Source organism: Candidatus Methylacidiphilales bacterium (genome assembly GCA_030054035.1).
GTDB lineage: Bacteria > Pseudomonadota > Gammaproteobacteria > JASGCS01 > JASGCS01 > JASGCS01.
The window spans coordinates 304523-322359 of sequence record JASGCS010000001.1 but is presented as its reverse complement, the minus strand read 5'-3'; the positions used below and the strand labels follow the sequence as shown (position 1 = coordinate 322359).

Genomic DNA, 17837 nt, shown 5'->3' with positions numbered 1-17837 from the left:
TTGTTACAACAATTGCTGCAGTATTGGAACGGTTTCCACCAAAACAATACATGACTGTTCAATATAAAAAAAAGATTATTTGCAACTCTCCAAAGGAGATGTGTGAAATTTGAGTAACTTTTAAGAATATAATTTATCGTGCTTGAGTAAGCTTAAATCCTAAACCTAACCAATCTTGCACACCGCCTCTGTACCAATGAATTTTTTCTGCTGGATATTTTTTATTAATTAATAATTGAATTGTTGAATAGCTATCCGAATCCCAATTTCCATTACTAAAAATTATAATAGTAGGGTATTCTAAAAATGGATTAAAGGTATTGGTTAGTAGTTTGAACGATTTTATCACATCTATCGTAGCTTGGTTTGTGGCGTATTTATCCATAAGCTGAAGATTGTTTTGCTCAAAGGCAATTGAAATTATTGATAACGGAATTTGTGCTGATCCAGGCAAGCTTCCAAGTAAATACCATTCTGGTTCTCTTACGTCAAGAAGCAATGTTTTGTTACCTATCAAGTTTTTATTATAATTTTCTATCAACTCTAGCTCCCCAATTGTTTCAACTTTAGTATTTGCTTTTATTGGTTGAATGCAGTAGGGCGGACATGGCCTAGAGGTTTTTCTATAAATCCCATCAAGTAAGTTAGTATTATCTTGATTTCTATAGATTCTATATGCGGTTCCGTTTATAGTGGTTTCCACATTGGTTAAGGTAGGGGTTATTCCTACCACCTCTTCAGCGAAACTAGTGATCATAATCGTTATTGTGCTAATCGTACATACGTAAAGCAAAACTCTTTCTAGAGAGTAGAATATTGGTAAAGAATTATTCATTTTTTAATTATTATACTCTACTGACATGTCTAGATATTCCACACCTTTTATTATTGCCGTTTCATATATTCGAGGTAAATCTGAAAGTAGAATTATTTCCCTATTATCTTTATTATCAGTTATTGGCATTACTTTGGGAATTAGTGCTATGTTGGTGGCGGTATCAATTATGAATGGTTTTTCAAAGGAGTTAAAAAAATCTTTACTACAATTTACTCCCCATATTGAAATTCAAGCCCTAAAAAATGATCCCCTTTTTATACCATGGGATTCTGTGATTAAATTAATTTCTAACTTGCCAGAGGTTTCATTAACCACTCCATATGTTCGTGGAGAAGCGATGATAAAGTACGATCAATATTTACAAGGAGTACTTGTTTATGGAATAGAGGAAGACGCATTCAAATATGGCTTTCAACTTCAGGATAAATCAAGTAAGCAAGTGCTTGATGCGCTTCATCCAAGCGCAATGCCATGGCAAATTATTAGCGGCGAATATTTGCGCAAATTAATCGGACTTAATCTCAACCAACAAGTTTTATTACTTTCCACAAATACCCATCAAACAGCTATAGGATTTGTTCCTACTTTTAAAAAAGTAACACTTGCGTCAACTTACAATTCCGGCATTCATTCAATTGATAGCTCAATGGTTTTTATGAGATTAAAAGATGCCTTGATATTATTTTCCCATAACAACCAGATAGATGGTTTAATGGTTTGGCTTAAAGATCCAGAGCGCGCTCCTGAAGTTGCAAAATTAATTCAGCAAAGTATAACTGAGCCATTAATAATTATGGACTGGACGGTAAAAAATAGTAATATATTCCAGGCCATAGCATTAGAACGGAAAGTTATGTTTTTAATTTTATTCATCATTGTGTTGCTCGCTACATTCAATTTATCTATCGCGTTATCTCAGCTGGTAAGAGAAAAGCGTTCTACGATTGCGATTTTAAGAACAATCGGCGCTACGCCAAATACCATTTTAAAAATATTTCTCTATTATGGATGCCTTTTAGTTGGAATGGGTATATTGTTTGGAAATGTTATAGGACTATCTATCGCTTATAATGTTCCAGCAATTGTTTTTGGTTTTGAGCAACTATTTAATATTAAAATATTAAATACAGACACTTTTATTATTACACAAGTCCCTAGTCAAGTTTTGTTAAAAGATGTTTTAATAATTTCCTTATCTACAATTTTACTTTCATTATTCTTCATAATTCACCCTTCGTATCGAGCGAGTATGATAAAACCATCTGACATATTACGCCATGATTAGTCCGGTTTTAGAAATAATCGAAGTTTTAAAATCTTATTCAGAAGGTAATCCAATTCTAAATAAAGTTTCATGTTCAATTTACCCAGGTCAATCAATAGCATTATATGGAGCATCAGGTTCTGGAAAATCTACTTTTCTTCATATTATTGCAGGATTATTAAAATCTGATAGCGGGATGATTAAACATTGTTCTATTGATATCTCAAATTATAGCGAGCAACAGTGGTCTTTATTTAGATTAAAACATATTGGCTTTGTTTTTCAAAGACACCACTTAGTGCGGGAGCTTACCGTAGAGCAAAATATTGCATTGCCACTTTATCTAACCCAGGTATCCAGTACTACGATTACTAATCTTGTCCGAGAACTTTTAAATCAAGTTTCACTACAAAATAAAAACACACTTTACCCATATCAACTATCAGGCGGTGAGAGACAAAGAGTTGCGATTGCTCGAGCGCTTATTACCAATCCAAGTGTGGTTATTGCAGATGAGCCAACTGGAAATTTAGATCCGCATACTAAAGAGCATATCATTAATCTACTTTTAAATCTCTGTAATCAAAGCAATAAAGCCTTGTTAATTGCTACTCATGACCAACAAATATCTTCTAAAGTAACTAGAAGATTAAATCTTACCTTTGGTAACTTACAAGAAGAATAGTACTTAAAATTTAATTTCTGATTTTACGCTTATTAAAATCGTGAAGATGTCTTCATCTAGATTTTATTCTGGCGCACTTTTTATGCTGATCGCAGGATCATTGCTTCCGTATTTTATACCATTGCAATATAACTTCATTTTTGTTCTTATTTTGATTGTTATTATCGCGATAGTTTGTGTAGTTATTAAAAGTGTATGGTTTTATTTTATAATTGGATTCGTTTTATCATTTCACTATGTGGTTACTTATGAAAAAATAAAAAGCTATATTCCAGAAGATACTATAATTAATCTATCTGGAATTGTAACAGGTTTGATTACAGTAGACACAAATACTGGCTACGATTCATATACTCATTCATTCACATTGAAAATTACTAATATTGAAAGTAAAAAAGTAGGGTATTACCCTTCACTCTATGTAACACTTCGCTCCGCAAGCGAAGATAAAATTACCATTGGTGATTGTATTTCTGTAGTGACTAAAATATCATTTCCTCGTGAAGTAAAAAATGTCGGTTACATTGATTTAGAAAGAATTGCTTTTGCTCAACAAAAAATTGGAAAAGGAATTGTTCTGATACTTAAAGAAAAGAAACCATGCGTTTCTATCAAATCAAAAATAACATCAATTAGGCAGTCATATTACGACTCAATTAAATCACTCAATAAACCAGTTGATAGTTTGCTACTCGCACTTACTACTGGTGACACAAGGTTGCTTACCGATGAGCAATGGGATTTGTTTAATCAAACCGGAACTATTCATCTAATTTCAATTTCTGGTTCTCACATAAGCGCTCTCGGAATTATGTCATATTCATTAATTTCTCTTTTACTATCTATGTTTTTTATTTTTAGACAAAGTAATATTGTCACATTTATTGCCATTGGCTTTTCTGCGATAATTGTAATTTTATATTCTCTCATATCCGGATTGTCGATACCAACAGCCAGAGCGCTTTTATTTTTTGGTTTTATCACCGCTTCATTAATGCTATCAAGAAATACTACATTATCATTTTTATTGCTACTATGCTCTATCTGTTTGCTTATCTATTCCCCGACGAGCTTTTTATTAGTCGGTACTTGGTTTAGTATTGTTGCGTTTATGATTATTGTGTTGATTGGTAAACATTTTAAATCATACTCACTTATTTTTAAATTATTAGGAATGCAAGTTATATTGTTAGTGTTGTTATTTCCTATCGCACTTTTATTTTTTAATCAATATGCGACTTTAAGTTCATTTAGTAATTTATTTGCGATACCATTTGTCGAATTTATCCTAATGCCTTTAGCATTTGTTAATTTTATTTACTATTTAATTACTGACACTAACGCATTAATAATTATTGAATTATTTACTTATACATCTGAATTATTTCAATATCTACTTAAACAAATACCCATCAACAATTTTACTCTATTAGCAATACCCAATGTCTCAATACCTCATGTTTTGATAATGTTAGTTCTAATTGGAAATATTCTAGTTTCTCCAATAACTATTTGGATGTCTATTAGAATATGCGTTGCTTTAATTTTATGGTATGCGTATTCTAACTCTAGAATACTACCTGGATATTTCACTATTACGATATTTGATGTTGGGCAAGGTCAATCAATATTAATTGAAACCGCTAATCACCAAATACTGTACGATGTTGGAGATTCATATTTTAAAAAAAGTTATGCAGAGTTGGTAGTTCATCCCTATAGTCGTTCTAGACGAATCAAACAATATTCTATGGTTATAGCCTCACATGGAGATTCTGATCATGCCTTTGGTTTGGGGTATTTAACCAAACATGCGTTAATTAGTAAAATCGTGGTAGCAGATCCATACACAAAACATACATATTTACATAATATCACTGATGAGAATTTATCCACTACTTGTAGTGAAATTAATAGCTGGCAATGGGATAAAGTTACTTTTACAATTTTTCAACCTCTTCCATTAATAGAAGATCGTGCCACTAATAATCATTCATGTGTCCTATTGGTTAAGGGCACCAACTTATCTTTTTTAGCTTTAGGTGATTTAGAAATTAAAGGTGAGATTGCGCTAATGAAATATTATCCCGATTTGAAATCTACAATTGTTTTACTAGGTCATCATGGAAGCAAAAGCTCAAGCCACGCTAGCTTATTAAAAAACCTTAAACCTTCATTAGCTCTAATATCATCTGGTATTAAAAATAGATATAGATTTCCTCACAATGATACCATGAGAACTTTAGCACATTTAAAAATTCCTTTTATGAATAGCGCTTGGTGTGGAATGATTAGAATTTCAGTTCATGACTTAAATTTCTCTGGAAATTGCTTGAGATTTGAAATGTTTACAAGATGGCAATCTGACCATTTTCAATATGGAGGTATGATTAGTAAATATCCAATGCGTTATTAGTTTTTAAACTTCGTATTATAATAGTAGGAAATATGCTTGAGATTATTCAATCTGGTGGTTGGGTTATGGTGCCCATTGTTCTTTGCTCTGTTATTGCAAGTGCAATAGTGATAGAGCGTTTTGTCTTTTTAAGAAAAAACCGGATATTCCCTCGGTCGGTTATCGAAAAAGTTTGGACATGGGTTGAGGACAATGACATTACTAAGGATAAAATTGAAACACTAAAAAACTCATCGCTTTTAGGAAAAGTACTGGCTACAGGATTAGAATATCGTAATCAGCCTCGTTTTGTTATCCAGCAACGACTTGAAGATGTTGGAAGACAGGTAACCTCAGAACTTGAACAGTTTTTATATATTCTTGAAATAATAGTCTCCATAGCGCCTTTCTTAGGGTTACTTGGCACCGTGATTGGAATGATTGAAATATTTCAAACTGTTACATTATCAACAAGTGCAAGTTCAAAGGAGCTTGCGGGGGGAATCGCAACAGCACTTATCACAACAGTAGGTGGTTTACTGGTGGCTATTCCTGCTCTCGTTTTTCACAAAATATTTCTAAATAAAATATCTGAAATAGTCTTAGCTATGGAACGAGAAGCAACTAGATTATTAGATGTGTTGAGTTGATAGCTCAAAATGAAATTCACTAATAAAAAACCTCAGACACCTCGTATTGATCTAACATCACTTGTTGATGTGGTTTTTATGTTATTAGTTTTTTTTGTTCTCACGACTACTTTTGAGAAGCAGGCTGGCCTATCTATTCAGTTACCTAAAGCCATTTCTTCTCCACTGAGAAGTGATCTAAAAAAAATATATATTCAAATTGATACTAAAGGAAAAATTTATTTAGATGGCCGTATCGTACAACCACAAGCAACTGAGGCGCTGGTTAAAGCAATGCGCCAAGAAATGATAAGCGATTCTGGTAGCTATCAAATTATGATTCAAGCTGACGCCAGGGCCCCTCATCAGTCTGTAGTTCAAACTATCGCAGCATCCAATACTTTAAAAGTTGGCGCAATAGGAATTGTAACCATCCAACCTTAAGACTGCTATATGGACAACAAAGCAACACCTGATTTAACTAATAAAGAAGTGCTTTTGAAATTATTTTCTTACACGCGAGAGCATCGCTTGAAATATATTATTGCGATTATTTCACTAATTCTTGTGGCAATCACCAATGCAGGATTTGCAAAAATGATGGAGGATGTCATTACTACTATTGAACTTAAATCGAAATCAAATTTTTTAGCACCATTAATCTTGCTCTTTTTTTTTGTTGGAAGGACTGTGTCAATGATTCTTTCAACCTATCACCTGACATGGATCGGTCAAAAAATTGTCTCGAATATAAGAGTAGATTTGTTTAATTATTTGATGACAATGCCTTCAAAAAATTATGATTCTTATAGGCAATCTGAAATTATTTCAATGGTAATAACAAGAACTAATTCTATGTCACAGGCAGCCTCTCAGTCAGTGGTGATAGTATTCCAAGATTTTTTTACTATCCTAGGGTTAATTGGGGTTATGCTATATCAAAGTTTACTTTTAAGTTTATCCATAGTAATTGCTGTTCCTTTTATGATCTTACTATTTGTCTCTTCAAGAAAACTTTTCAAAGAAAACACTCTCAAAATTCAGAAAATAGATTCATTAGTTGTTTCTAAATTGATTGAGACTGTTAAAGGATATCGCTCAATTAGAATTTATAATGCTCAAAATTATGAAAGTAGTAAATTTTCAAAATTATGTATTGCTATGTTTAAAAATGGTGCAAAAGCAATCTTGTTAAAATCAGTGCTTTCACCTGTTATGCAATTTACTGTAATGGTGGTATTTATTGGAATTGTTTATCTTTCGACCGTTGATTATTTTAGTGAGAAAATTACTAGTGCGGCTTTCGTTTCATTTTTATTTGCACTTTTTATGACATTAGTACCTTTGAAACGGCTGTCTGATTTCAGCTCAACATACTATACTATTTTAGAAGAAGGTAGATTAATTTTTACTTTTATGCAGGGCCAACATGAAATAGACACAGGTACAAAAACACTTAATTCAATACAAGGCAAAATTGAGTTTAAACAGGTTTGTTTTTCATACCATAATTCTGTTCCGATTTTAAACTCAGTTTCGTTTAAAGTTGAACCAAATACTATCGTGGCACTGGTTGGGAGATCGGGGAGTGGAAAAACAACTACTATGAATTTGATTCCTAGATTTTATGAATTACAAACCGGTGAGATTTTAATTGATGATACTCCTATTCAATCTTTCACCCTATCAAGTTTAAGAAAACACATATCTTATGTTGGGCAAGATATTGTTTTAAATGACTCTACTATTATAGAAAATGTTTCATACGGAGAGTTAAGTAACTACAGTAATGATATGGTCATAGAAGCTTGTAGAAAAGCTTGCGCTCATTCTTTCATTATGAATCTTCCAGATGGGTATGATTCAGTAATCGGAGAAAATGGCCAATTTTTATCAGGAGGACAAAAGCAAAGACTGTCTATCGCAAGGGCATTTTTGAAAAAGTCAAAAATTATTTTAATGGATGAGCCAACTTCTGCTTTAGATAATGAGTCGGATAGAGAAATTAGAGAAGCGTTACAATCATTAAAAATGCAAAGTTCAATTATAGTTATCGCCCATCGATTGTCAACAACTAAATTGGCAGACCAGATTGTGGTAATGGATCAAGGCACTATTGTAGAAGTAGGTACTCATGAAGACCTTCTTGCCAATGGTTCTCTCTACCATCATTTGTGTATGACTGCGATAAAATAATTTGTTTTATGCGTGAAAGTTTTATTTGGAGTAAACCTTCACTTTTTCATTTTTTGCTACTTCCAGTAGCTTGCATCTATTATTTTATTGTTAGTCTTCGTCAATTACTTTACTCAAAAAAAATACTACCTACCTATATTCCTGAAATTCCCGTAATTACCATTGGTAATATTACATTGGGCGGTAATGGCAAAACACCACTAGTTCGATTGATTGCCTTGCATTTAATTCAACAAGGCTACAGGCCGGCAATTATTCTTAGAGGATACCCTCATTCACCTTCTAATCCTATTCTAGTAACAAATTCGAGTGACCATAATTTGGTTTCCGATGAGGCATTTATGCTTTACTTAACCTGTAACATTCCAGTTGTGGTTTGTAAAAATAGAGTTAAATCAATAGAGTTATTGTTAAGATTGAATAATTGTAATTGTATTATCAGCGATGATGGGTTTCAATATTTAAAACTCCAAAGTACCGTTTCTATAGTCACTATAGATTGCTCAAATCTTAATAATTTTTACGTATTACCCTCAGGTCCGTTTAGAGAGAGAATTTCACGATTAGGTAAAGCGGATCAGGTGGTGGTTCATGCTGACAGTAAAGCCGAAGTCCCTAACTATTTATTTCCATATATGAATAAAATAGCCTTATCTGATTCGAGAATTATTTCTTTTTATGAGACTCAATCAAAAATTGAAATACCTGTAGCTGATTGGAAACTTCCTGTTCGTGTATTGGTTGCTATTGCAAAACCTTTTCGGTTTATTGAAGCGCTGAATAACTCCTCAATAATTGTCCAGGAATGCTTTATGTATAAGGACCATGAATCTTTTGATATTAGCAAACATTTCCCGTCTAAACTAGCGACAGTTATTTCTGAAAAGGATTATTATAGATTTGATCCAGCTACATTCCCTAGTAATGTATGGGTAGCTCGTTTACACTATAATGTTGAAGGCAAACTTCTAACATTTATTACAAATAAGTTGCGTAAAATATAAGCATGTCATTTACTATTATAATTCCAGCTCGGTATTCGTCTACGAGATTAGAAAAAAAACTTTTATTAACGGTTAATGGTAAAACATTATTACAGTATGTTTATGAACAGTGCCAACAAACTACTGCAAACAATATAATTATTGCCACTGATCATGAAGAAATTGAACAAGTCGTAAAATCTTTTGGAGCAGTATGTGTTATGACACCATCTTCTCTGCAAAGCGGCACAGAAAGAGTCGCCTTTACCTGTAGTTTATTGGAACTTAAAGATGATGAAATAGTAGTCAATGTTCAAGGTGACGAACCTCATTTACCAAGTACGGTTATTGAATTAGTAGCCCAAAATATGATTAAAAAAAAGCAGTCAATTCAAGTGAGTTCTGCTGCTGCACCAATTTTTGATCATACAAAATTAAATAACCCTAATGTAGTTAAAGTTATTACTGATGTTAATAATAGAGCAATTTATTTTAGCCGGCATCCTATACCCTATGTAAGAAATACACAATGCTCAATCCAATATTGGCAGCATCTCGGTATATATTGTTATCAGGTATCATACTTACGCAAATTCTTATCGTATCATCCATCCTATCTTGAACAAGCAGAAATGTTAGAACAATTGAGGTCGCTATGGTATAGAGATTTTATTGAAATATCTTTTTATCACGATGAGTTAGATGGTGGTATAGACACTATTGAAGATTTTGAAAGATTTAAATATAGTAAAATAAAAAAACAATAAGGAGACACAATATGAAAAAACCAATTAAAATAGTAGTCACCGGCGCTGCCGGAAATATTGCATACGCGCTGGTTTTTAGAATTGCAAGTGGTGAATTATTTGGAAAAAAACAACTTGTACAACTCAGCTTACTGGAAGTGCCTCAAGTTGTGGATAAAGTTAAAGGTCTTGTTATGGAGTTGGAGGATTGTGCTTTCCCAACTTTGCAAGGTGTTACTGTTTCAGATAATCCTGAAATTGCCTTTGCCGATGCGGAAATAGTGTTTTTAGTTGGAGCCAAACCTCGAGGTCCTGGGATGGAGAGAAATGATTTACTGATTGAAAATTCTAATATATTTAAAGTTCAGGGCAAGGCCTTGAGTTCGGTTGCTAAAAAAAATGTAAAAATACTAGTGGTTGGAAATCCCGCAAACACCAACACCTTAATTGCTATGGCAAATGCTCCAAAATTAAAGCATGATAATTTTTCTTCAATGATGCGCTTGGATCAAAATAGAGCCTATGCCAGCATTGCCCAAAAAATAGGATGTAGAGCAACTGATTTAAAGCAAGTAGTAGTTTGGGGTAATCACTCAGCCACTCAATTTCCTGACACTACATATGGCCTTTATAAAACAAAAAAATTAAAAACAATCTTAGATAGCTCTTGGGTCAAAAATACATTTATTCCTGAAATTCAACAACGAGGCGCAGCTATTATTAAAGCAAGAGGGGCGTCAAGCGCGGCTTCAGCGGCCAGTGCTGCTATTGATCACATGAAAAGTTGGGTGTTTGGTGATTCACAATGGGTGAGTATGGGAGTGTTAAGTAATGGTAACGCTTACAGAGTTGCAAATGATATTTATTTTTCATTTCCAATTAAAATAAATAAAGGAAAAGTTAAAATTATTAAAAATCTCTCCATTGATGATTTCCAAGCAGAGCGTATAAAAGCAACTGAGAAAGAGTTGCTTGAAGAGCGAGATATTGTTAAGAATCTAATTCCTTAATTTTTCTTGCCACTAAAATATAGTCTGTTTCTTTGAAATTTACTGAATTAATTAAAATATCTAAATTGCTATCTATTAAATTTTTAGATGCAAGAGTAATTAATGAGTACTTATTTGATCCCAAATAAGTAGTCCTTGCTATTATTTCTTGTCCAGGATAACACCCCTTTTTTAGTGAGATTGCTTTATTTTTGATTTCCTCTGGTAATATTCTCAATGCTAGAAAGGTATTGATCATTTCAGTTGAAAACACTGGAAATGAATTGTAGATACACCAAGCATTAAATGCTACAGTTGTGTTTATAAATTCGGCAAGTTTTTGATCGGCTAACCAAAGTGAAAACTCTTTTTCATTATTGAAAAGTATACAATGCCCTATGTTCATTCCAAATGTAAACAATAATCCATAGTCGCGAATCTCAACCTCATTATCTTTTGAAGTGGCAACTTGATGTATTGATGCTTCTTGCTCATTTAAAATTAAAATATTTGCTTTTGTTGAAGTTATCGACACATGAGATCTAAATTTCATTTTGTTCAAATAGGAAACAAAGAGCTCTAAAGTGTCATATGGAATCAGTAATCGGTACTCTTCACTGTTGATTTTAATTATATGTCCAAAATTAAAGATTCTGCCTTGATGATTGAGAAAAACCACAAACGCTACCTGCAGATCAAGATTCGGTGTATTTCCAGCAATAAGTTTAAATAAAAATGATCCACTGTCTTTTCCAGTAACAGTAATAATCGCATAGTTTGTGGGGTTGAAAACTTTAGGAAAAGACTCCATGATCTTGCATATTATACTTAAGTATACCTACTTATAATTGTGGTATAATTACTGAGATAAAAAGCTTACATGAACATAGAGAGGAAGAGAAAATATGCAATTTTCAAAGGAATCATTAGTAAAAGAATATTCTGGTAATTCTAAAAATACAGGTCTTTCTGAAGTGCAAATTGCAATTTGTAGTGAGCATATCAAAAGCCTAGTCTCTCATTTTGAAAAACACCCCAAAGACAACCATTCAAAAAATGGTCTTTTTAAATTAATTCAAAGAAGAAAGAAACTTTTAAAATATTTAAAACGCGCCGACCATGTACGTTTTACCAGTATTGTGAAAAAACTACAAATTCGTGGTTAACTGGCAATATTGTCGTTTTCCATCCCTTTAACAATTTAATTTTTATTATTATTCTATGAAAAAACATTCCTTTAGTATACAAATCGGTAATCGTCAAGCCAAAATTGAAATCGGTGAAATGGCTCGTCAAGCCACAGCTTCTGCGTTGGTAAATATTGATGATACCGTGGTTCTGGCAACAATAGTTGCTAACCATCATGTGTCATCTGAACAAAATTTTCTTCCTCTTTCAGTGCACTATCAAGAACGAGCCTATGCAGGTGGAAAAATACCTGGCGGTTATTTTAGAAGAGAGAGCAAGCCAAGTGAAAAAGAAGTTCTAACGAGCAGATTAATAGATCGACCAATTAGACCTCTTTTTCCTGAGGGATTTTATAATGAAGTTCAAATAATTTGCAATGTTGTTTCATTAAACCCTGAAATTGATCCTGATATTGTTGCGATGCTTGCTTCTTCAGTGGTTTGTTCTATATCAGGGTTGCCTATTTCTGCGCTACTCGGAGCAGTTAGAGTTGGCTATATTGAAGGTGGGTTTGTGGTGAATCCAACTCGTACTGAATTATTAAAATCAAAGCTTGATTTAGTTGTTGCAGGAACTAAAGACGCTATTTTGATGGTCGAATCACAAGTTAAAGAATTAAGTGAAAAGGAGATGATCGAAGCGTTACTTTTCGCCCATTCAGAAATTAACAGTTTTGTCAGGGCTTTAGAATCTGCAATTTCTCCAGTAGAAATACCCCTATTTTCTTGGAATAAGAGTGATGAGCCACAAGAACTCTGTAATGCTGTTGAATCAATCTCCATGGATAAAATCGTAGCTGCCTATGCATTGCTTGATAAACAGGAACGACAAAAAAAACTTGCACAATTACGCTTAGAGACTGTTGCCGCTATACAATTACAGAATTTTTCCTTTCCAGTGAGCAATCAACAAATATTGACAATAATTTCAAATTTAGAGTATACCTATATTAGATCAAAGGCGCTAACTGATAAAATTAGAATTGATGGTAGAAAGCTTGACGAGATAAGGCCTATTTCAATACGAGTAGGATTACTTCCTCGGGTTCATGGCTCAGCTCTTTTTACTAGAGGTGAAACCCAAGCCTTAGTTGCGACGACGCTTGGTACCGAACATGACGCACAGTCAATAGATGCGTTAGAGGGGCAAATAAAAGACAGATTTCTTTTGCATTACAATTTCCCTCCTTTTTCTACTGGTGAAATTGGAAAAATGATGGGTCCTGGAAGAAGAGAAATCGGCCATGGTAAATTAGCAAAGCGTGCCCTAGCTGCTGTTATGCCAGATCCTGATTCATGTCCTTATACAGTTCGCGTGGTGTCAGATATACTGGAATCAAATGGCTCCAGCTCAATGGCAACTGTATGTGGGGCTACACTATCACTATTAGATGCAGGGGTGACGATAACCAGTCCCGTTGCTGGGATTGCAATGGGTTTGATTAAAGAGGGTGATTCATTTGCAGTATTAAGTGATATTCTTGGTGATGAGGATCATTTAGGTGATATGGACTTTAAAGTTGCCGGAACAGAACAAGGAATTACCGCATTACAAATGGACATTAAGATAAATGGTATTACCTTTGAAATTTTATCGGCAGCACTAGAACAAGCAAGAAAAGGAAGAATTCACATTTTAAATATAATGAATTCTAGTATAAGTAAACCTAGAGAAGATGTTTCCGAATACGCCCCAAGATTCATAACGATAAAAATTAACCCTGATAAAATTAGAGACATTATTGGTAAAGGCGGAGTTACCATTAGAAGTATTACCGAGGAAACTGGAGTTGATATAAATGTCGAAGATAACGGTACAGTTCATATAGCTTCTGTTGATAAAATCGCAGGCGAGGAAGCGAAAAGAAGAATTTTAGCCATAGCCTCAGACCTCGAAGTTGGTAAAGTCTATGATGGGACAGTTGCAAGGATTATGGAATATGGCGCTTTTGTTTCTGTAGTGCCTGGAAAAGATGGTTTGGTTCATATCTCACAAGTTTCTGAAGAAAGAATTGAAAATTTGAATGATGTGTTAAAAACTGGTGATAAAGTCAAAGTTAAAGTTTTAGAAATTGATAAACAGGGTAGAGTGCGTTTATCAATGCGAGATGTTACAGAAAATCCTTAAATAGTTGGTTTACAAGTAGTTCGCACAGAACAATTATTGCAAATTTTTTGGTTTGAGACACGAACTACTCTATAAGCCGTATTTTCTCTTACAGCAGTCAAATTGCTGTGTAATTCCTTCATTGAATCGACAGTTTTAACAGCGTCTATTGAAAGTGTTTTGTTTATCCCAAACATCACATACTTACTTGGCTTCTGTTCAAGTAAGTAGCCATAAATAAGTAGCTGTGGTTTTTTTAAATGCAGCAATTCATGCTCGCTTGGAGTTATTCCACTTTTAAATTCTCCTAGCCATAAACAATTGTCCTTCAATGTAAATAAAACATCAATAACCCCTTTAATAGTGATATTTCCAAATCTAAGGCTTATTGTTTGCTCACTTGAAATTGATTGTAGCTGGTCTCCTAATTCAGAGATTTCACAAGCGTAGTTTGCTGCAAATTCTTTCCAAAGATAATTGCTATATGTTGATTGCAAATTATTGTTAGAGCAGCGCCAAGATTTTAGCAATAGTTTAAATATGTAATTTCTTCGATCGTTTTGTGTGTGAACAGTATGCAGTATTGACACCAAGTCTCTCGTTTGATGAAATATTCGTAACGCATCATGAAATGATAAACCAAAAGTGATTTTATTCTGAACTTCTTCGGTGTCTATAACTCTTTCACAATCTAAGGTTTTATTAAAATAAAACTGCGCACTGCAAGTTAATAACATGGTTAAATCGCTTACTGTTAATATGTTTGGTAAAGGAGCGTGGGCAGGGAGAGCAATTTGTTTTGTATTATTAGTTTGGATACTGTTTATTTGATTACCGTCTCGTATGAAATTATTAATATTATTTTTATCTAAACAATCTAGTAAAATACGACCCTGATCAAATAGCGCATGCTCATCGTTTTCGCCTTGTTGCACATTATAAAAATTAACTGTTTGAGACACAGATAAAATTCTCTTCAAGTAATTAATTTGTTGATTATATAAAATTGCATCAGTAGCAATATGCAATTGATTACGTGTTGCTTCATTAAGAAAAATATTAGTAAATGATATTTTTGGACTATAGATGTTGCGAATACCAAGTAAAAGAATATGATGGTTCTCTAGATAGGCAATTGAACTGTATTTTGACGCTAACACATTCACATATCTTGTGCTTGCAAATTTATATAACGTCTGCTCAAGTATCGAATGGATCCAGAGTGTAAATTGTTCTATTGAACCAGTAATTTGAAATTGATTGAGATGTGGATTTAATTGTAATAAATTTATTAATAGTACATTTATTGACTCATCTTTGATTATACTAATGTTTAGTTGCAACTGCGTAATTAGTTTAGTAATTAAATTAGAGAACGAGTAGCTCTCTTTTGGATTATGTTGCATAAGCATCTCCACTAGGGTGTCATGACACAAAGTACCAGTTGGTAGAGTAGAAATAGGCCAACCCGATGGATCAATAACTGTGATTTCGCTTTCAAATAATCGCGCTCTCAATCTTCTAAATAACTTTCTGTCATCACACAAAATAGCAATCGGATTATCTGAGTTATTTATTAATTCAATAATTGAATTAATACAACTTTGGATCATAGTTTCTTTCTCATCAAAAAAATTAAAGTAGCAATGGTTTGTTGCTTGTGAATAGGTATCTTCATTAAGTTTAATTTTCTTTTGTAGTGAAATAGAAGGGTCTAGGCATGTTGTAAACCACCCATAATTATTCAAGTTAGATTCATTATTCCAGTCAATATCAAAATGAGTTATTACCGATTTCTTGCTTACTATCTCGATTAAATTTGCATGATATGCGTGTAATAATGGATATCCAATAATAAAAATCGTTTTATAATTATCAAATTTATTAATGAGGTGGTCTTTATGTGACTGAAGTGCGCGTTCAAGAGTGATTATATTATTAGCTTTTAGATATATATTCCACATATCCCAAAGTATAAATATTAATTTAGTTTCTTGTGCGCTACCATTTGCTATTTCTTTATCTATGAATTGTTGAAATAATGTATGTTCTGAATAATTTGATATTGTTATCTGGTTAAAAAAATATAGCAACGAATCAGCAACAGTTAATGGATCGTTGTTAGCTAATACTGATTTATAATTAGTTAATAAATTTGCGAGTAATAGTTTTGAAATATGATTAGGTATTATATTTTCTATTTCTGAAAGTTGTAGGCTTATCCAAGTATCTAGGCTGATTGGATTATAGCCATTGATTATTTTAACTGCGCTTTTTCTATGTATTTCCTTTGCTAACGCATGATTTAAATTACCATGTTCACTTAGTATTAATATCGAGTTAAAATTTACTACAGTATCAACAGTGGATGTTGCTTTTAAAATTTCATCAGCAACTAATTCAATGAAATGCGATTGAACTGGCGCATTAATTTTTTTATAACTCAAGTAATTTTCTTTTGTCTTTAATTGTCTTCCATGCGTCAGCATCTAGTGGCGCTGGTTTCTTTTTAGTTATGACAGGTAAAGTTTTAGATAGGTTTTTATTAATTTCAATAAACTCTAGTTGTGAGCTTGAAATGTCTTCATCAGCTACAATTGCTTCTACTGGACACTCTGGTACGCATAGCGCGCAATCAATGCATTCATCTGGATTGATTACCAGTATGTTGTTACCTTCATGGAAGCAATCCACTGGACACACTTCTACACAATCTGTATATTTACAGTTAATACAAGACTCTGTTACTATAAACGCCATATCAAATTAAAATCTGTATTATAATAACACAAATAATGATATGAGCCAATCAATAGTTGTTAAAAAAGCTCTTTTTCCTGTGGCTGGTTTTGGAACAAGATTTTTACCCGCCACTAAAGCAACCCCTAAAGAAATGTTACCAATTATTGACAAGCCTCTTGTTCAGTATGCGGTGGAGGAGGCGTATCTTGCTGGGATAAGAGAGTTTATTTTTATCACTGGTAGGTCTAAAAGAGCAATTGAAGATCACTTTGACGATCAACTTGAATTAGAACTTGAGTTAGATCGAACGGGTAAAATAGATTTGTTGGAGAAATTAAGAGCTACAATTCCAAAGGACAGTCATTTTATTTACACTAGGCAAAGTAAGCCAAAAGGTTTAGGAGACGCCATACTAACTGCAAGAGCTTTAATTTCTCCAGATGAGTATTTTGCAGTTTTATTAGCCGATGATTATTTGCTACATAATAAAAGGATCCAAAACACATTAACTTCTATGGTTTCGATAGTAAATGATCATCCAGGTATGGTGATTGCTACTGAACAGATTGCCATAGAAGATTCAAGAAAATATGGCATGGTTAGTGGAAAAAATTTAGGAGATAGATTATTAAATTGTGAATTAGTTGTAGAAAAACCAGAACCAAAAGACTCCCCTTCAACACAAGCAATAATAGGTCGCTATATTCTGCATGGTAAGTTATTTGAGTTTTTACAGGGTGCAAAACCTGGATCGCAAGGTGAAATTCAGTTAACTGACGCAATTGCACATATGATTCAAAAAAAAGTTATGCCGGTTACCGCTTTTGATATAGCCGCCCAAAGATTTGATTGTGGTTCAAAACTAGGTTATCTGCAAGCTACTTTTTCAACAGCCTTAGAAGACCCATCTCTAAAAGCTGGAATTATTGCTCTGATAAATAATAATAAGGTTCTTAACTAATGTTATAATAGCGCAATTCCCTGATAGCTCAGCTGGTAGAGCAAGTGACTGTTAATCACTGGGTCGGCGGTTCGAGCCCGTCTCAGGGAGCCAGTTTATAACAAAAAAGTACTAT

16 protein-coding genes and 1 tRNA gene are annotated in these 17837 nt (G+C 33.3%); 13 read left to right on the top strand and 4 right to left on the bottom strand.

Going from position 1 to position 17837, the window contains the following annotated elements:
- Nucleotides 1–133: 133 nt before the first annotated feature.
- On the bottom strand, nt 134–835 hold the full coding sequence (locus QM538_01655) for a rhodanese-like domain-containing protein (GenBank protein MDI9347194.1): 702 nt from the start codon (nt 833–835) through the stop codon (nt 134–136).
- A 25-nt stretch (nt 836–860) separates the two neighbouring features.
- Between QM538_01655 and QM538_01650 the strand changes: the two genes are divergently transcribed.
- The 9 genes from QM538_01650 to QM538_01610 are packed head-to-tail and all read left to right on the top strand — an operon-like array spanning nt 861 to nt 10746.
- Nucleotides 861–2123, top strand: a complete 1263-nt coding sequence (locus tag QM538_01650) for an ABC transporter permease (protein MDI9347193.1) — start codon at nt 861–863, stop codon at nt 2121–2123.
- On the top strand, nt 2116–2787 hold the full coding sequence (locus tag QM538_01645; protein MDI9347192.1) for an ABC transporter ATP-binding protein: 672 nt from the start codon (nt 2116–2118) through the stop codon (nt 2785–2787). Before QM538_01650 ends, QM538_01645 begins: the two co-directional genes overlap by 8 nt.
- Nucleotides 2788–2833: 46 nt before the next feature.
- Nucleotides 2834–5203 (top strand): DNA internalization-related competence protein ComEC/Rec2, encoded by a 2370-nt coding sequence (locus tag QM538_01640; protein MDI9347191.1) that lies wholly within the window; start codon nt 2834–2836, stop codon nt 5201–5203.
- Between the two features lie 32 nt (nt 5204–5235).
- Nucleotides 5236–5832: a MotA/TolQ/ExbB proton channel family protein gene (locus QM538_01635; GenBank protein MDI9347190.1), complete on the top strand. Its 597-nt coding sequence runs from the start codon at nt 5236–5238 to the stop codon at nt 5830–5832.
- A 9-nt stretch (nt 5833–5841) separates the two neighbouring features.
- Complete coding sequence (locus QM538_01630) at nt 5842–6255, top strand: biopolymer transporter ExbD (GenBank protein ID MDI9347189.1); 414 nt, start codon at nt 5842–5844, stop codon at nt 6253–6255.
- Between the two features lie 9 nt (nt 6256–6264).
- Nucleotides 6265–8007, top strand: coding sequence for an ABC transporter transmembrane domain-containing protein (locus tag QM538_01625; GenBank protein MDI9347188.1), 1743 nt, complete (start codon nt 6265–6267; stop codon nt 8005–8007).
- An 8-nt stretch (nt 8008–8015) separates the two neighbouring features.
- The gene (gene lpxK, locus QM538_01620) at nt 8016–9011 is read left to right on the top strand and encodes a tetraacyldisaccharide 4'-kinase (protein MDI9347187.1); all 996 of its coding nucleotides are present in this window, start codon (nt 8016–8018) and stop codon (nt 9009–9011) included.
- A 2-nt stretch (nt 9012–9013) separates the two neighbouring features.
- Nucleotides 9014–9757 (top strand): 3-deoxy-manno-octulosonate cytidylyltransferase, encoded by a 744-nt coding sequence (gene kdsB / locus QM538_01615; protein MDI9347186.1) that lies wholly within the window; start codon nt 9014–9016, stop codon nt 9755–9757.
- Between the two features lie 11 nt (nt 9758–9768).
- The gene (locus QM538_01610) at nt 9769–10746 is read left to right on the top strand and encodes a malate dehydrogenase (protein MDI9347185.1); all 978 of its coding nucleotides are present in this window, start codon (nt 9769–9771) and stop codon (nt 10744–10746) included.
- Here QM538_01610 and QM538_01605 read toward each other — a convergent pair.
- On the bottom strand, nt 10727–11536 hold the full coding sequence (locus QM538_01605; protein ID MDI9347184.1) for a hypothetical protein: 810 nt from the start codon (nt 11534–11536) through the stop codon (nt 10727–10729). The genes QM538_01610 and QM538_01605 overlap by 20 nt on opposite strands.
- 94 nt (nt 11537–11630) lie before the next feature.
- On the opposite strand from QM538_01605, the gene rpsO reads away from it, so the two are divergent.
- The gene (rpsO, locus tag QM538_01600; GenBank protein MDI9347183.1) at nt 11631–11891 is read left to right on the top strand and encodes a 30S ribosomal protein S15; all 261 of its coding nucleotides are present in this window, start codon (nt 11631–11633) and stop codon (nt 11889–11891) included.
- A 55-nt stretch (nt 11892–11946) separates the two neighbouring features.
- Nucleotides 11947–14040: a polyribonucleotide nucleotidyltransferase gene (pnp, locus tag QM538_01595; protein ID MDI9347182.1), complete on the top strand. Its 2094-nt coding sequence runs from the start codon at nt 11947–11949 to the stop codon at nt 14038–14040.
- On the opposite strand, the gene QM538_01590 is transcribed toward pnp, so the two are convergent.
- A complete protein-coding gene (locus QM538_01590) occupies nt 14037–16466 on the bottom strand; it encodes a PD-(D/E)XK nuclease family protein (protein MDI9347181.1) in 2430 nt (809 codons plus the stop codon). The genes pnp and QM538_01590 overlap by 4 nt on opposite strands.
- The gene (locus QM538_01585) at nt 16456–16713 is read right to left on the bottom strand and encodes a ferredoxin family protein (GenBank protein ID MDI9347180.1); all 258 of its coding nucleotides are present in this window, start codon (nt 16711–16713) and stop codon (nt 16456–16458) included. Before QM538_01585 ends, QM538_01590 begins: the two co-directional genes overlap by 11 nt.
- 106 nt (nt 16714–16819) lie before the next feature.
- Between QM538_01585 and QM538_01580 the strand changes: the two genes are divergently transcribed.
- Both QM538_01580 and QM538_01575 read left to right on the top strand, forming a co-directional pair.
- Nucleotides 16820–17722, top strand: a complete 903-nt coding sequence (locus QM538_01580; GenBank protein MDI9347179.1) for a UTP--glucose-1-phosphate uridylyltransferase — start codon at nt 16820–16822, stop codon at nt 17720–17722.
- Between the two features lie 17 nt (nt 17723–17739).
- A tRNA-Asn gene (locus tag QM538_01575) sits at nt 17740–17815 on the top strand.
- Nucleotides 17816–17837: the final 22 nt, after the last annotated feature.

Bases quoted from the DNA above. Each gene is read 5' to 3' on its own strand.
- pnp (MDI9347182.1), top strand. From the start codon at position 11,947: ATGAAAAAACATTCCTTTAGTATACAAATCGGTAATCGTCAAGCCAAA.
- QM538_01650 (MDI9347193.1), top strand. From the start codon at position 861: ATGTCTAGATATTCCACACCTTTTATTATTGCCGTTTCATATATTCGA.
- QM538_01645 (MDI9347192.1), top strand. From the start codon at position 2,116: ATGATTAGTCCGGTTTTAGAAATAATCGAAGTTTTAAAATCTTATTCA.
- QM538_01630 (MDI9347189.1), top strand. From the start codon at position 5,842: ATGAAATTCACTAATAAAAAACCTCAGACACCTCGTATTGATCTAACA.
- QM538_01610 (MDI9347185.1), top strand. From the start codon at position 9,769: ATGAAAAAACCAATTAAAATAGTAGTCACCGGCGCTGCCGGAAATATT.
- QM538_01605 (MDI9347184.1), bottom strand. From the start codon at position 11,536: ATGGAGTCTTTTCCTAAAGTTTTCAACCCCACAAACTATGCGATTATT.
- QM538_01625 (MDI9347188.1), top strand. From the start codon at position 6,265: ATGGACAACAAAGCAACACCTGATTTAACTAATAAAGAAGTGCTTTTG.
- QM538_01640 (MDI9347191.1), top strand. From the start codon at position 2,834: ATGTCTTCATCTAGATTTTATTCTGGCGCACTTTTTATGCTGATCGCA.
- QM538_01580 (MDI9347179.1), top strand. From the start codon at position 16,820: ATGAGCCAATCAATAGTTGTTAAAAAAGCTCTTTTTCCTGTGGCTGGT.
- lpxK (MDI9347187.1), top strand. From the start codon at position 8,016: ATGCGTGAAAGTTTTATTTGGAGTAAACCTTCACTTTTTCATTTTTTG.
- QM538_01655 (MDI9347194.1), bottom strand. From the start codon at position 835: ATGAATAATTCTTTACCAATATTCTACTCTCTAGAAAGAGTTTTGCTT.
- QM538_01635 (MDI9347190.1), top strand. From the start codon at position 5,236: ATGCTTGAGATTATTCAATCTGGTGGTTGGGTTATGGTGCCCATTGTT.
- kdsB (MDI9347186.1), top strand. From the start codon at position 9,014: ATGTCATTTACTATTATAATTCCAGCTCGGTATTCGTCTACGAGATTA.
- rpsO (MDI9347183.1), top strand. From the start codon at position 11,631: ATGCAATTTTCAAAGGAATCATTAGTAAAAGAATATTCTGGTAATTCT.